The sequence below is a fragment of the Pseudomonas sp. P5_B3 genome (assembly GCF_056400405.1).
The window spans coordinates 1-14,831 of sequence record NZ_JBFULI010000088.1 but is presented as its reverse complement, the minus strand read 5'-3'; the positions used below and the strand labels follow the sequence as shown (position 1 = coordinate 14,831).

The following is a 14,831-nucleotide window of genomic DNA, read 5'->3' as shown; positions in this document are numbered from 1 at the left end:
AGATCCAGATCCGGCGTCTCGACAGGCACCAGGCTGCCGCGGCGGAATGCGTCGCGCAATGCCAGCCTGGAAATGCAGCCAATCCCCAAACCTGACTCCACCGCGCGCTTGATCGCTTCGGTGTGCTCGAGCTCCAGGCGGATGTTTAACGAAGTGCGGTGATGGCGCATGGCTTGATCGAAGGTCAACCGCGTGCCTGAGCCTTGTTCGCGCAAGATCCAGGCTTCGTGACTCAACTCATCCATGGTCGCCGCGCCGCGCCTGGCCAGCGGATGCTGAGGGGCGCAAAATACCACCAGTTCGTCCTCGACCCAGCTTTGTACTTCGATGTCCGGGTGGCTGCAGTCGCCTTCGATCAGACCCAGATCAATTTCATAGTGGGCCACTTGCTGCACGATATTGGCAGTGTTCTGCACGTGCAGCTTCACCTGGCTTTCCGGATGGCGCTGCATGAAGCTGCCGATCAGCAGGGTGGCCAGGTAATTGCCGATGGTCAGGGTCGCGCCTACGGCCAGCGAGCCGAAGCCGGACTTGCCGTTGAGCAGGTCTTCGATTTCCTTGGCCTGGTCCAGCAAGGCCACAGCCTGGGGCAGCAGCTGTTTACCGAGCGCGTTGAGGCTCAACCGTTTGCCGGCGCGGTCGAACAACTGGCAGCTGCACTGGCGCTCCAGCTCGGTGATCGAGGTGCTCGCCGCCGATTGCGAGAGGTTGAGCAACCCCGCAGCACGGGATACGCTTTCCTGCTGGGCGACGGCGACGAATACTTGAAGTTGACGGAGAGTAAATCGCATATCTATATAACCGATAACCCTTATCTTAATAATCCATTTAACAGATATTGTCTCTGCCTTTAGAATGCGATGCAATTGCGCAGAGTTGGCTTTCCTTGCAGAGCACACCGAACACGCGCAGACAAATCTCCAGGAGTCCCACGTACATGAGCAACATGAACCACGAGCGTGTCCTCAGTGTTCACCACTGGAACGACACTCTGTTCAGCTTCAAGTGCACCCGTGATCCGGGCCTGCGCTTCGAGAACGGTCAGTTCGTGATGATCGGCCTGCAACAGCCCAACGGCCGCCCGCTTATGCGTGCTTACTCGATTGCCAGCCCGAACTGGGAAGAGCATCTCGAGTTCTTCAGCATCAAGGTACCTGATGGTCCGCTGACTTCGCAGTTGCAGCATCTGAAGGAAGGCGACGAGATCATCATCAGCAAGAAGCCTACCGGCACGCTGGTGCTGGATGACTTGAAGCCTGGCAAACATCTGTACCTGCTCAGTACCGGTACCGGTCTGGCGCCGTTCATGAGCGTCATCCAGGACCCGGAAACCTACGAGCGTTTCGAAAAAGTGATCCTGTGCCACGGCGTGCGTTACGTCAACGAAGTCGCTTACCGCGAGTTCATCACCGAGCACCTGCCGCAGAACGAGTTCTTTGGCGAAGCGTTGCGTGACAAGTTGATCTACTACCCGACCGTGACCCGCGAGCCGTTCGAGAACGAAGGTCGCCTGACCGACCTGATGCGCAGCGGCAAGCTGTTCAGCGATATTGGTCTGCCGCCGATCAACCCGCAGGACGACCGCGCCATGCTGTGCGGCAGCCCGAGCATGCTCGACGAGACCAGCGAAGTGCTGAACAGCTTCGGCCTGAAGGTTTCGCCGCGGATGCGCATGTTGAAGTTGACTGTCACACCGCCATCGCGAGCAAGCTCGCTCCCACAGTCGTTTGTGGTGCTCAGATGTTTGCCGGAATGACTTCCAGGACGCGGATCAGCTCCGGTGTCAGGTAATGCCAACGCACATCGACATCCCAGAACTGCGCGCCATATTCCCGCTCGGGTGCAGGCGTTTGATAGGCCGGGCGTGGATCCTGCGCAAGACATTGCTCGATCAGCTCAACCAAAGGCTCTGCAAGGCGCTGGGCATGCCCGTGAGCCTGTTGCAGCGCTGTATCCGTCCACTGCACGGGAATCAGCTGCGGCGCAGCGCTGGCGATGCTGTTGGTGGCTGCATCGATGATGTCGGCGTAGGGCACGTAGGGTTTGATGTCGAGAACCGGCGTGCCATCCAGCAGATCGATGCCCGAGATCCACAAGCGGTTGGCTTCGACCTTGTCCAGTTTCACCACTGACTGCCCGATGCCATTGGGACGGTGGGTTGCGCGGGTGGCGAACACGCCCATGGATTTGTTGCCGCCGAGGCGAGGAGGGCGGACCTTCAAGCGCGGCTTTTCTTCCAGGGCCTGGTGGAACAGGAACAACAGCCATACATGGCTGACCTGCTCCAGGCCCTGTACGGCGTCCCCTTGATCGAACGGTGCCACCAGTTCCAGCACGCCACGGGCGGCCGGGGCCAGTTGCGGCTGGCGCGGGATGGCGAACTTCTCCTTGAAGCAGGAGCGCACGAAGCCGATGGGGGAAACGCTGTAGGTCATGGTTTGAGGTCGAGGCGGAATGAAGGCAGGCATGATAACCCACACGGTCTCTAGCCCGGTGGCGCCTGTCAGTCCGTCATCGCGGGCAAGCCCGCTCCCACAGGTTTTGTGATGGACACAAATTTTGTGTGCGCTCGAGAACCCTGTGGGAGCGTGGCTTGCCCGCGATGGCCGCGCCGCCGGTCACCAGGGCAGTGCGGCCTTGCAGGGAAAACTAGGGATGCATGGCGAATCCTGAGAGCTGAGGTCTTTACACCCTGGTCGTCAGCCGCGGTCAGCGGAGCCACTATTTTCGAAGGGAATGCAGTGTCATGAGCGAGGCGACCGAAACCGGCCGCCTCCATCGGAGATCAGCCCCGAACGCGCAGGGTCAGGCCCTTGAGGAAATTTCGCAGCAGCTGGTCGCCGCACGGGCGATAGTTGGTGTGGCCGAACTTGCGGAACAGCGCGCTCAGCTCAGGCTTGGACACCGGGAACTCCGCGGCCTTGAGGATCGCGTGCATGTCGTCTTCTTTCAGCTCGAACGCCACCCGCAGCTTTTTCAGGATGATGTTGTTGGTCACCGGCACTTCGATCGGCTGCGCTGGACGGCTTTCGTCCTTGCCGCGCTTGAAGATCACCAGGCCGTCGAGGAAGTGCGCCATGACTTCGTCCGGGCAGCGTACGAAACCTTCCTCGTCTTCCTCTTTCTTGTCGAGATACGTCACCAGGTCTGCCAGGGTCACGTTCAGGCCGCCGAGCTTGATGATCTCGATGACTTTCTTGTCGCTGATGTCGAGCATGTAGCGCACGCTGCGCAGTACGTCGTTATGAATCATGTGTGCAGTCCTGATAATTCGGCTATGGGCGCCGCCGAAAACAGCAGCGCCGAAAGGTGTGGCGGCGCGGGAAGCCTTAGAACTTCTCTTTGCCGGACAAGTAGCGCCATTGCCCCACGGGCACTTTGCCGATGGACACGCCGCCGATGCGGATGCGGCGGATGGCGACGACCTTGAGGCCGACGGCTTGGCACAGCTGGGCGATGATGCCCGGTTGCGGGTTTTTCATGGCAAAGCGCAGGCGGTTTTCGTTCTGCCAGCTGGCCTTGACCGCCGGCAGCTCCTTGCCCTTGTAGGTCAGGCCGTGGTTCAAACGGTTGAGGCCGTGAGCCACCATCTCGCCTTCAACCTCGACCACATACTCTTGCTCGATCTTGCTGGAGTCGGCGGTGAGTTTGCGCAGGATTTTCCAGTCCTGGGTGAACACCAGCAGACCGCTGGCGTTGGCCTGCAGGTCGGTGCTGGCGGTCAGGCGCAGGAAGTGCCCGCGCAACGGTCGCTTGCCGTAGCGGTGTTCTTCGCTCAGGGTCTCGGCACCGAGGGTGGCCATGGCGGTGTCTGCGTCCATGCCGGCGGGCACATTGAGCAGCAGGGTCACCGGTTCCGGAGCGGTGGCCTTGGCCTCTGGATCAAGCTCGACTTTCTGGGTGTCGACCTTGAACTGCGGCTCGTCGATGACCTCACCGTMGACGGTGACCCAGCCGCCCTCGATGAACAGCTCAGCCTCCCGACGGGAGCAGCCGACGAGTTCGATGAGGCGTTTGGAGAGACGAATCGGGTCAGTCATGTCAGGGCCGTAACAAAAAGGGGGTGGGCATTGTACCTGCCTGGCGCCGGTTAATCCCGGTTCCATTTCAATGCATGCTCTTTTGTGGGAGCAGGCTCGCTCCCACAATGGATTTATGGTGTATCAGCCATTGCGTGTGAGTTTTTCAGCCTGACGCAAACGCATGTGCAGCAGCGGATACGGCTGCCCCATGCCATCGACTTCCGAACGACCGATGACCTCGAAGCCCTGCTTGAAGTAAAACCCCAAGGCCTGAGGGTTCTGTTCGTTGACGTCCAGTTCGTCGGCGTTCAGGTGTTCCAGGGCATAGTGCAACAATTTCTTGCCCAGGCCCTGGCCGCGATGGTCGGGGTCGATGAAGAGCATTTCGATCTTGCCTGCAGCGACGCCGGCGAACCCGGTGATGCGTTGGCTCGAATCTTTGGTGCAGATCAGCATTACCGCGTCGAGGTAGCGGGTCAGCACCAGGTTTTTCAGCAGTTCGATGTAGCTGTCCGGCAGAAAGTCGTGGGTAGCGCGCACCGAGGCCTCCCAGACCCGGGTCAATTCTTCGTAGTCGCCTAGTTTCGGCGTGTGGATGACCGAATGCTGACGCATGCCTGTCTGCCCCTGATACGTGAGTGATGTGAATCCGTTCAATCTCAAACGATAGCCGTAAAAAAGCCCCGCATCTCGTCTGGAGAGCGGGGCTTTGCGTATTTTTTGCGTTTAGATCTGTTCAGCCCACAGGTCGTATTCGTCGGCGTCGGTCACTTTGCACCAGACCTTGTCGCCCGGCTTGAGGTTGCTGCCGTTGTCGATGAATACGTTGCCGTCGATTTCCGGGGCATCGAAGAAGCAGCGGCCCACCGCACCTTGTTCGTCGACTTCATCGACCAGCACTTCGATCTCGCGGCCGATGCGCATTTGCAGGCGCGCCGAGCTGATGGCCTGCTGGTGCGCCATGAAACGCTCCCAACGGTCCTGCTTGACGTCGTCCGGGACGACTTCCAGATCCAGGTCATTGGCCGGTGCGCCTTCAACCGGCGAGTACTGGAAGCAGCCGACGCGGTCGAGCTGGGCTTCGGTCAGCCAGTTCAGCAGGTACTGGAAGTCTTCTTCGGTTTCACCCGGGAAGCCGACGATGAAGGTCGAACGGATGATCAGGTCCGGGCAGATTTCGCGCCAGTTCTTGATCCGCGCCAGGGTCTTGTCTTCGAAGGCCGGGCGTTTCATCGACTTCAGCACTTTCGGGCTGGCGTGCTGGAACGGGATGTCCAGGTACGGCAGGATCTTGCCGGCGGCCATCAGCGGGATCAGCTCGTCAACGTGCGGGTACGGGTAAACGTAGTGCAGGCGCACCCAGACGCCGAGGGTGCCAAGGGCTTCGCAGAGTTCGGTCATGCGGGTTTTCACCGGCGCGCCATTCCAGAAACCGGTGCGGTATTTCACGTCGACGCCGTAGGCGCTGGTGTCCTGGGAGATGACCAGCAGCTCTTTGACGCCGGATTTGACCAGGCGCTGGGCCTCGTCGAGCACGTCGCCTACCGGACGGCTGACCAGCTTGCCGCGCATCGAAGGGATGATGCAGAAGCTGCAGCTGTGGTTGCAGCCTTCGGAAATCTTCAGGTAGGCGTAGTGGCGCGGGGTCAGCTTGATGCCCTGTGGCGGCACCAGGTCGATCAGCGGGTTGTGGTCCTGGCGCGGCGGCACGACTTCGTGCACGGCATTGACCACTTGCTCGTACTGCTGCGGACCGGTCACGGCCAGCACGCTCGGGTGTACGTTGCGAATGTTGCCTTCTTCGACGCCCATGCAGCCGGTCACGATGACCTTGCCGTTTTCCTTGATGGCTTCGCCGATCACTTCCAGGGACTCGGCCTTGGCCGAATCGATGAAGCCGCAGGTATTGACCACAACAACGTCGGCGTCCTGATAAGTGGACACGACGTCATAGCCTTCCATGCGCAGCTGGGTAAGGATGCGCTCGGAGTCGACCAGTGCTTTGGGGCAGCCCAGGGATACGAAGCCAACCTTTGGATTGGCCGACGCAGGAGTGGTGGACATGTCTAACCTCGGTATTTTGTGACGCCGCTTGCCGGACAGGGCAAAACCGACGGACGGGCGCTTGAACTGCGCCTCTGATCAAAAAGTGCGCAATTCTAGCGATGGTAAGCGCACTTGACCAGCTTTATGCAGGGAAATACGACGAGTGCTGCGCTATGCTTCGCGCCGTTACGCTTTACTGATTTTTTACAGTCAACAAAACGTCTGTAACGTGAAGTAAAACAGCGCATGCTGCACGACAAAGCATAGTGCTTCATTCAAAGAAGCCCGGGTCTGAGAAGTAGGAGTGGTGGATGGGTCAGGCAAGTAGTCAGGCTGCAGGTGCCGAGCATTCGGCGGTGAAGCCGATCGGTATGCTGGTCGCGGCAGTCGGGGTGGTTTATGGCGATATCGGTACCAGTCCGTTGTACACCCTCAAGGAAGTGTTTTCCGGAGGTTATGGCGTGCCGGTCAACCATGAAGGGGTGCTGGGGATCCTGGCGCTGATCTTCTGGTCGCTGATCTGGGTCGTGTCGATCAAGTACATGATGTTTGTGCTGCGTGCCGACAACCAGGGCGAAGGCGGGATCATGGCCTTGACCGCATTGGCCCGGCGGGCGGCGGCGGGGCATGCGAAATTGCGCACGTTGCTGGTGGTCTGCGGACTGATCGGCGCGGCGTTGTTCTATGGCGACAGCATGATTACCCCGGCGATTTCCGTGCTGTCGGCGATTGAAGGTCTGGGGCTGGCCTTCGAAGGCATCGACCATTGGGTCGTGCCACTGTCGCTGGTGGTGCTGGTCGCGCTGTTTCTGATCCAGCGTCACGGTACGGCGCGCATCGGCATTTTGTTCGGGCCAATCATGGTCACCTGGTTCCTTGTGCTGGGTGCATTGGGCGTCTATGGCATCAGCCAGCATCCAGAGGTCCTGGAAGCGATGAACCCGGTGTGGGGCGTGCGCTTCTTCATCGACCACCCGGGCATGGGCGTGACAATTCTCGGCGCTGTAGTACTGGCATTGACCGGTGCCGAAGCGCTGTACGCGGACATGGGCCACTTCGGTCGCAAGCCGATCGCTCGTGCCTGGTTCATCCTCGTGTTGCCGGCGCTGGTACTGAATTATTTTGGTCAGGGCGCCTTGCTGCTCGGCGACCCGGAAGCTGCCCGTAACCCGTTCTACCTGCTGGCACCGAGCTGGGCATTGATTCCGCTGGTCGGTCTGTCGACCCTGGCCACGGTGATTGCCTCGCAAGCGGTGATTTCCGGTGCCTTCTCCCTGACCCGTCAGGCGATCCAGCTCGGTTACATTCCGCGCATGCACATCCGGCACACCTCCAGTGCCGAACAGGGCCAGATCTACATCGGCGCGGTGAACTGGGCGCTGATGGTCGGCGTGGTGCTGTTGGTGCTGGGTTTCGAATCCTCCGGTGCCCTGGCCTCGGCCTACGGTGTGGCGGTGACCGGGACCATGCTGATGACCACCATCCTGGTGTCGGCCGTGATATTGCTGTTGTGGAAATGGCCACCGCTTCTCGCCGTTCCGCTGCTGTTCGGTTTCCTGCTGGTGGACGGCCTGTACTTTGCCGCCAACGTGCCGAAAATCGTCCAGGGCGGGGCTTTCCCGGTGATCGCCGGTATTGTGCTGTTTGTGTTGATGACTACCTGGAAGCGCGGCAAGCAGTTGCTTGTCGAGCGCATCGATGAGGGTGGATTGCCGCTGCCGATCTTTATCAGCAGCATTGCCGTACAACCGCCCCATCGAGTTCAGGGCACCGCCGTGTTCCTGACAGCGCGGGCGGATGCCGTGCCCCATGCGTTGTTGCACAACCTGCTGCATAACCAGGTGTTGCACGAGCAGGTGGTGTTGCTGACGGTGGTGTACGAAGACATCCCGCGGGTGCCACTACAACGGCGCTTCGAGGTCGACTCCTACGGCGAAGGTTTCTTCCGCGTAATCCTGCATTTCGGATTCACCGATGAGCCGGATGTACCGCAGGCGCTGAAACTGTGCCACCTCGATGAACTGGATTTCAGCCCGATGCGTACCACCTACTTCCTCAGCCGCGAGACGGTCATTGCCTCCAAGCTCGAAGGCATGGCCCGTTGGCGCGAAGGGTTGTTTGCCTTCATGTTGCAGAACGCCAATGGCAATTTGCGTTTCTTCAATCTGCCGCTGAACCGGGTGATTGAACTGGGGACGCAGGTGGAGATGTAAGCCTCATCAAAAAGCCCCCGTTGCCATTGCGGCAGCGGGGGCTTTTTTGTGCTCAATGCATTTTCTGAAGCCAGTGAAGATCCCCTGTGGGAGCGAGCYTGCTCGCGATGGCGGCGCCACATTCAACAGTGATGTTGCCTGGTCTATCGCCATCGCGAGCAAGCTCGCTCCCACAGGGGGCTGCGTTGATTGGTCGAATGTAAAAAGCCCCCGCTACCGTGAGGTAACGAGGGCTTTTTTCGGCTGACTCAGATCACTCTGTAGCAGCCGTTTCCTTCACCTGCCGCTTCTCGATCACATCCACCAGACGCTTGGCCAGCGCCGGGTAGTTTTCGTCGAAGTGATGGCCGCCAGGCAGCTTGATGGCTTCGCCCACAGCAGTCTTGTCGGTGCAGCCGCTTTCGTCGGTTTCTTCTTCACCGTAGATGCACACCACTTTGGCGGCTGGCAGTTTGGCCATTTCCGGGCCGGTGGCGGCTTCTTTGCCGGCATTACCGAGCCAGCCTTCGACTTCGATCTCGAAGCTGCCGGTACGGGCGAAGGCCAGCAGGATGATCGCGTCGACGCGTTGCTGCTCCGATTCGGCCAGACGGTTGTAGATCGCTGGCAGAACATCTGCGCCGAACGAGTAACCGGTCAGGATGAAGCGCTTGGTGCCCCATTTCTGTCGGTAGTGTTGCATCAGTTCCGCCAGGTCCAGCGCGCTTTGCTCCGGGCTCTTGTGCTGCCAGTAGTAGCGCAGGGTGTCGATGCCGACCACCGGGTAGCCGATCTTGGCCATCTCGCCCGCCACGTCGCGGTCGAGGTCGCGCCAGCCGCCGTCACCGGACAGGAACAGGGTGACGGTGTCCCTGGCCTGGCCTGCCGGCACTTCGACCACCGGGATCTGCAGGCCGCCAGAGGCCTTGTCACCACCGACGAGGATCTTGCGCAGTTCGTTGTTCAGCACTTGCGGCAGGTTGATGTCGTAGTCGCTGATGCTGGTTTCGGCGTTCGGTTGATCGCGCACGAAGCCGGCGCTGGTGTCGTCCGGGTTGTCGTTCCATGCCACCAGCCAGTGGCCGTGGGCCGCGCTTTTCGGCAGCAAGTGCGTGCAGCCGGGCTTTTCCAGGGCCAGGTCGACCGAGACGGCCTGAGCCTTGTCGTTCTTCTGCTCGGACAACCAGCGCCAGGTCAGCACGGCGCCCGGGCCGATGCCGCTGACGAGGGTCGCCGGGCCTTTCAGTTCTCTCAGGCCCGATTGCAAGGCACGGCTTTGCAGCAGGCAGTCCTTGGGCAGGATCACCTGGACAATCTGCGCCGAACCACTGCGGCTCAGGGTCATCAATTGCTTGTCGCTGAGTTTCTGGTCTTCGTTGACCGCAACCAGCACCTGGGCGCGTGGCGTGTTGCCTGGGATGACACGGGTCATCGCCGCGCCATCGGCCGGGGTCAGCAATTCGAGGGTCGGTTCCGGTGCCGGGCGTTTCAGGTACCAGTAACCGCCACCGAGAACCAGGGCCACTATCACCAGTGTGCCCAATACATACCGCAAGGAGCGTTGAATCATCAGCGTTTCACCAATCCGGTCAAGCCGCCCGCGATCAGGGCAGCAGTGTCGGCCAGCGCAACCAGCGGATCGAGTCCGGCGGGCACGGCCATATAACGGGGTTCCCAATCAGGCTGGAACTTGTCTTTGAAGCGGCGCAAGCCCTGGAAGTTGTACAGCTGCTCACCACGGCGGAATACCATCGAGCCCAGGCGCTGGGTCAATGGCGCGCCGCGACGGGGTTGCAACCCCGACAACGGCACCATGCCCAGGCTGAAACGCGCGTACCCATGGTTTTTATAATGTTGAATCAGGCCGACCATCATGAACTCCATGGTCAGCTTCGGGGCATCCGGGTGTGCGCGCATCAGGTCGAGGCTGGCCAGGTCATGGCCGTAGGTCTCGAGCAGGTTGGCGAACGCTACCGGGCGTCCTTCGAAACGAATCACCGCGATGCGGAAATACTTGAGGTAGTCATCGCTGAAGCGGCCCAGCGAGAAGCCTTTCTCGCGCACGTTCTTGCCGGTCAGCCAGGCATCGGAAATCACCTTGAGCTCATCCATCGGCGCCTGGCCCGGCTCGAAGATCTCCAGCGACAGACCATCGCGGGTGCCGCGGTTCCAGGTGTAGCGCAGGTCCTTCATCTCTTTGCCCTTGGCTTCGAGATCAAAACGCTTGAGGTCGACCCGGGCTTCTTCGCCGAGCTTGATCGCGGTCAGGCCGATGTCCATGTAGTACGGCAGGTTCTCTGCACGCACTTGATAGAACACGGGACGGGCGTGGTGGATGTCGCACAGGTCGCGGAACTGCCAGATCATTTCCGCCCGTTGCTGGCCCGGGCCGATCGGGTCATACAGTGCCACCAGGCTGCGGCCGCGACGGGCGTACATCAGGAACGCTTCGTCATTGGGGTGAAACAGCAGCGCCTTGTCACCGGTCAGGGCCAGGCCGCCATCCGGTTGGGCCGATGCCATGAGGATCTTGCTGGCGCGCTCCAGTTCGTCGGGCGTCGGCAGGTGGATCACCGGACGCGCGGTGCGCAGCAGCCAGGTCAGCGACACCACCATCAGCAGCACGGCAGCCCCGAGCAGCGAACGCAGGCCGCGTGGGGCATCGGCGTCCAGAGTGAATTGCCACCAGAGTTGATGGCTGTACGGGACGTCCTGATAGGCGAACAGCAGCAACCAGATCGACGCACCGAGCACGCACAGGCTGGCCACCAGGTACAGCGGCGAGAACGGTACTTCGGTCAGGCGGCTGGGGCGATAGAACGAGCGGCGGAATACCCCGAGCAGGCTTGCCGTCAGCACCATCAGGCTGGCTTCCTCCCAGTCGAAGCCTTTGAGCAGTGAGAGCAGGGCGCCGACCAGCAACAGAATGGTGGTCAGCATCCACGCGGCCGACAGTCGACGACGCAGCCCCTGGGCCAGTAACAGGCAAAGAACGCCGACCAGGCTGGCGCCAAAGTGCGAAGCATCGACCAGTCGATGGGGGATCAGAAAACCGATGTGTTCCAGGCGGGTATCGATTTCCGGGGTGGCTCCGGAGAACAGCAGGACAACACCGGACAGGAATACCAGCACCGCCAGTATCGGAGCCGCCAGGCCTGAGGCCGCGCGCAACGTCTGGCGTGTCTGGAACAGGCGCTGACCTTCGTTGATCAGCAACAGCAGGCAGGCCACCAGCAAGGGCAGGACCACGTAGATCAAGCGATAGAGCAGCAGGGCGGCGGCCAGTGGCGCAGCGCCAAGGGTGTCGGAAAACGCCGCCAGCAAAATCGCCTCGAACACCCCGACACCACCCGGCACATGGCTGAGCACGCCGGCGGCCAGCGCCAGCAGGTAAACCAGAAGGAACGCGCCGAAGGGCGGCGTTTCCGGCAATAGCAGATAGAGCACGGTCGCGGCGGCCGCTACGTCCAGGGCTGTGATGATCAATTGCAGGAACGTCAGGCGACGCCCGGGCAGGCGCAAGGTGCGACGCCCGATCTTGACCAGCAGGTTGTCCGCATAAGGCTGTTCCGGCAACCGACGACGGTAGATGCCGATGGCCAGCACCGAAAACAGCACGAGTACGGCGCTCGCCACTACGCCCAGCAACGTCTCGGAGAGTCCCAGGGCGGTGGACGCGGCTGGCAGGTCGCTGAGCGTCGCCAGGGCAGCCAGCGGCGGCAGGGCGCAACCCAGCGAGAGACTGGCGAACAATGTCATGCGGGCGACTTCAGCCGCTCCCAGGCCATGACGGGCATAGAGGCGATAGCGAACCGAACCGCCCGACAACATTGATAGACCGATGGCGTTGCCGATGGCAAAGGCCGTGAAACCGCCCAGCGCCAACTCGCGCGGTGCCAGGCTCACCCCGGCATATCGGCTGGCCGACCATTCGTAGCCAAGCAGAATGATGAAGCCCGCCACGGTTGCGCCCAGTGCGCCCAGCAAGGCGGGTTTCGGGACTTCGAGGATCGAATCGTGCAGCGCGTAAAGGTCGAGCTCGCTCAACAGGTGGCGACAGGCAATCAGCGCGATCGCGAACAACAGCAGGGTGACCGCCAGGCCAATGGGTTGACGGTATTTGCTCAAGCGATCGAGCAGGCGCAGACGCTCAGCCTTGATCGGTTGTGTCGCTGTGACAGTGTCTTGTGAATCAGACGAGTTGGCGCGCATCAATCACCTCTTGGATTGTGCGCGACAGGATGGGGGTATCCAGCCAAGTTACCAATCCCTGCAGAAAAAAATAATCACAAATATTAACGCCTATCACCGGGCGGTGGGGGCGGCGCGACATCAGTCGTGAAGGCTTCAGCCTGCGATAGAGCATAGTCTGAACCCGGCGTGTGGGTGACCCCAAACGGCTTGCTACACAGTGACAGATCATTGTTGCGAAAGGACTTTTTCAACAGATACAAAAAAGGCCACTCTTTCGAGTAGCCTTTTTTGATGTTTGGTTGCGGGAGCCGGATTTGAACCGACGACCTTCGGGTTATGAGCCCGACGAGCTACCAGACTGCTCCATCCCGCGTCTGTGTGGCGGCATTCTATAGAGTAATGCCGGGGTGTCAACCGTTAATCCTGAAGCAGGTCAAATAAACGTTGAATCGCGGCAAACGGTCGCAGCGATGGCCTAAGTTTCGGAATCAGAACGATTTCCGGTTTCGGTGTCGTTGAGTGTCCAGGCCTTGTTCTGGTGTTCGGCGCTACAAAACGAGCACGCACAAAAAAGGCCACTCTTTCGAGTAGCCTTTTTTGATGTTTGGTTGCGGGAGCCGGATTTGAACCGACGACCTTCGGGTTATGAGCCCGACGAGCTACCAGACTGCTCCATCCCGCGTCTGTGTGGCTCATTCTATAGAGATGCGCTCGGGTGTCAACCTCCAATTCCGATAAAACCTCTTCCCGTTCAATCGGTTAGCGTTCAAAAGGGGAGGTCGACCGGTCTGTGAGGCAGGCAGGACAAGGCCTGCGCGTCTATTGAAAGTAATTTTTCGATTGAAAAAATAAATTCACAATCGACTCTTCCTACGATTGGAAAAGAACATTCAGACTACTGGTGCTATATACAGGTGTCGGTGAGATACTGTTTGTCCGGCACGCCATGACGCCTTTTCTTTGCCATGAACACGGCTTTGCTATGACTCAACGCAAGATCATCCATGTCGATTGTGACTGCTTCTATGCAGCCATCGAAATGCGCGACGACCCACGCCTCGCCGGTAAACCACTGGCGGTAGGTGGGGCGGCGGACCGGCGCGGGGTGATCGCCACCTGCAATTATGAGGCGCGAGCGTACGGGGTGCGTTCGGCGATGTCCTCCGGGCATGCCTTGAAGCTGTGCCCGGACCTGACCATCGTCAAGCCACGCATGGACGCCTATAGAGAAGCGTCCAGGGAAATCCACACGATCTTTCGCGATTACACCGAGATCATCGAGCCGCTCTCGCTCGATGAGGCGTACCTCGATGTGTCGGACAGTGCGCATTTCGGTGGTAGCGCAACGCGCATCGCCCAGGACATCCGGCGCCGGGTCTCCAACCAGTTGCATATCACCGTGTCGGCGGGCGTGGCGCCGAACAAGTTTCTGGCCAAGATCGCCAGTGACTGGAAAAAGCCCAATGGCCTGTTCGTCATCACTCCGGACCAGGTCGAGGATTTTGTCAGTGGCTTGCCGGTGAGCAAATTGCACGGGGTCGGAAAAGTCACCGCCGACAAACTCGGCAAGCTGGGGATCACCGATTGCCTGCAATTGCGCGAGTGGGACAAGTTGGCGCTGGTGCGTGAATTCGGCAGCTTTGGCGAGCGACTCTGGAGCCTGGCCCGTGGGATCGATGACCGCGTGGTGCACAACGACAGTCGTCGTCAGTCGATCAGTGTCGAAAATACCTACGACGTCGATCTGCCAGATCTGAAGAGTTGCCTGGAAAAATTACCCGAGCTGCTGGAGACCCTGGCCGGTCGCATGGCGCGAATCGACAGCAGTTATCGCCCGGGCAAGCCCTTCGTCAAAGTGAAGTTCCACGATTTCACCCAGACGACATTGGAGCAGGCCGGGGCAGGGCGGGATCTGGGAAGTTATCAGTTGATGTTGACCCAGGCTTTCAATCGTGGCGGAAAACCGGTGCGGTTGTTGGGCGTCGGCGTGCGGCTGGAGGACTTGCGGGGCGGGTTCGAGCAGATGGAGTTGTTTGAGCGGTAAATTCTGAAACACAAAAGATCGCAGCCTGCGGCAGCTCCTACAGAAGAACTCGATCTGTTGTAGGAGCTGCCGCAGGCTGCGATCTTTTTGTGCGCCCAGCATGGGCGCAATCTTGCGGGTGAAAGTCCCGTCGTAAGCTGACCACAGCGAACGAAGTGAAGCGCAACTGCATGAGGGCGACCGAGTGTGGGGAGGAAGCGTGAATCGAAACCGCGAGCCGATGGACAAGAACCGGATATAAGGCGAAGCCGATCAGGGCGAGCGAGCAAAAGATCGCGAAGCTCTTGTGGTCAAGGATCAGGCTGCGTAAATCCGGCGGTTGTGCGGGGAAGG

General features: G+C 60.1%; 12 protein-coding genes and 2 tRNA genes. 3 read left to right on the top strand and 11 right to left on the bottom strand.

All coding sequences use genetic code 11. From position 1 onward, the window contains the following. The coding region (locus tag AC1DRN_RS28880) for a LysR substrate-binding domain-containing protein (protein WP_477786881.1) at positions 1-791 on the bottom strand (791 nt) is incomplete at its 3' end. A 146-nt stretch (positions 792-937) separates the two neighbouring features. Between AC1DRN_RS28880 and AC1DRN_RS28875 the strand changes: the two genes are divergently transcribed. Then, positions 938-1,756 (top strand): ferredoxin--NADP reductase, encoded by an 819-nt coding sequence (locus AC1DRN_RS28875; RefSeq protein WP_477786880.1) that lies wholly within the window; start codon positions 938-940, stop codon positions 1,754-1,756. Here AC1DRN_RS28875 and tsaA read toward each other — a convergent pair. From tsaA to rimO, 5 genes are all read right to left on the bottom strand, one after another. Continuing rightward, positions 1,737-2,435 (bottom strand): tRNA (N6-threonylcarbamoyladenosine(37)-N6)-methyltransferase TrmO, encoded by a 699-nt coding sequence (tsaA, locus tag AC1DRN_RS28870; RefSeq protein WP_223458445.1) that lies wholly within the window; start codon positions 2,433-2,435, stop codon positions 1,737-1,739. The genes AC1DRN_RS28875 and tsaA overlap by 20 nt on opposite strands. A gap of 350 nt (positions 2,436-2,785) precedes the next feature. Further along, positions 2,786-3,253 (bottom strand): YehS family protein, encoded by a 468-nt coding sequence (locus AC1DRN_RS28865; protein WP_223458447.1) that lies wholly within the window; start codon positions 3,251-3,253, stop codon positions 2,786-2,788. 76 nt (positions 3,254-3,329) lie between these two features. After that, complete coding sequence (locus AC1DRN_RS28860; RefSeq protein ID WP_477786879.1) at positions 3,330-4,040, bottom strand: rRNA pseudouridine synthase; 711 nt, start codon at positions 4,038-4,040, stop codon at positions 3,330-3,332. A 123-nt stretch (positions 4,041-4,163) separates the two neighbouring features. Next, positions 4,164-4,637, bottom strand: a complete 474-nt coding sequence (locus AC1DRN_RS28855; protein ID WP_223458449.1) for a GNAT family N-acetyltransferase — start codon at positions 4,635-4,637, stop codon at positions 4,164-4,166. Positions 4,638-4,748: 111 nt separating this feature from the next. After that, positions 4,749-6,086, bottom strand: a complete 1,338-nt coding sequence (rimO, locus tag AC1DRN_RS28850) for a 30S ribosomal protein S12 methylthiotransferase RimO (protein ID WP_223458451.1) — start codon at positions 6,084-6,086, stop codon at positions 4,749-4,751. Positions 6,087-6,379: 293 nt separating this feature from the next. Here rimO and AC1DRN_RS28845 point away from each other — a divergent pair, with 293 nt between their 5' ends. After that, positions 6,380-8,281 (top strand): potassium transporter Kup, encoded by a 1,902-nt coding sequence (locus tag AC1DRN_RS28845; RefSeq protein ID WP_223458454.1) that lies wholly within the window; start codon positions 6,380-6,382, stop codon positions 8,279-8,281. 253 nt (positions 8,282-8,534) lie between these two features. Here AC1DRN_RS28845 and AC1DRN_RS28840 read toward each other — a convergent pair whose 3' ends face one another. The 4 genes from AC1DRN_RS28840 to AC1DRN_RS28825 form a co-directional block, all read right to left on the bottom strand. After that, positions 8,535-9,830 (bottom strand): virulence factor family protein, encoded by a 1,296-nt coding sequence (locus AC1DRN_RS28840; protein WP_223458456.1) that lies wholly within the window; start codon positions 9,828-9,830, stop codon positions 8,535-8,537. Beyond that, complete coding sequence (gene mprF, locus AC1DRN_RS28835) at positions 9,830-12,472, bottom strand: bifunctional lysylphosphatidylglycerol flippase/synthetase MprF (protein ID WP_223458458.1); 2,643 nt, start codon at positions 12,470-12,472, stop codon at positions 9,830-9,832. The genes AC1DRN_RS28840 and mprF overlap by 1 nt, the downstream gene beginning before the upstream one ends. 278 nt (positions 12,473-12,750) lie before the next feature. Further along, positions 12,751-12,827: transfer RNA gene (locus AC1DRN_RS28830), tRNA-Met, on the bottom strand. A 232-nt stretch (positions 12,828-13,059) separates the two neighbouring features. Beyond that, positions 13,060-13,136, bottom strand: a tRNA-Met gene (locus AC1DRN_RS28825). Between the two features lie 300 nt (positions 13,137-13,436). Here AC1DRN_RS28825 and dinB point away from each other — a divergent pair. Continuing rightward, a complete protein-coding gene (gene dinB, locus AC1DRN_RS28820; protein ID WP_223458460.1) occupies positions 13,437-14,498 on the top strand; it encodes a DNA polymerase IV in 1,062 nt (353 codons plus the stop codon). 37 nt (positions 14,499-14,535) lie between these two features. On the opposite strand, the gene AC1DRN_RS28815 is transcribed toward dinB, so the two are convergent. Continuing rightward, positions 14,536-14,831: hypothetical protein (locus tag AC1DRN_RS28815; RefSeq protein WP_477786878.1), on the bottom strand; the 296-nt coding region annotated here is incomplete at its 5' end.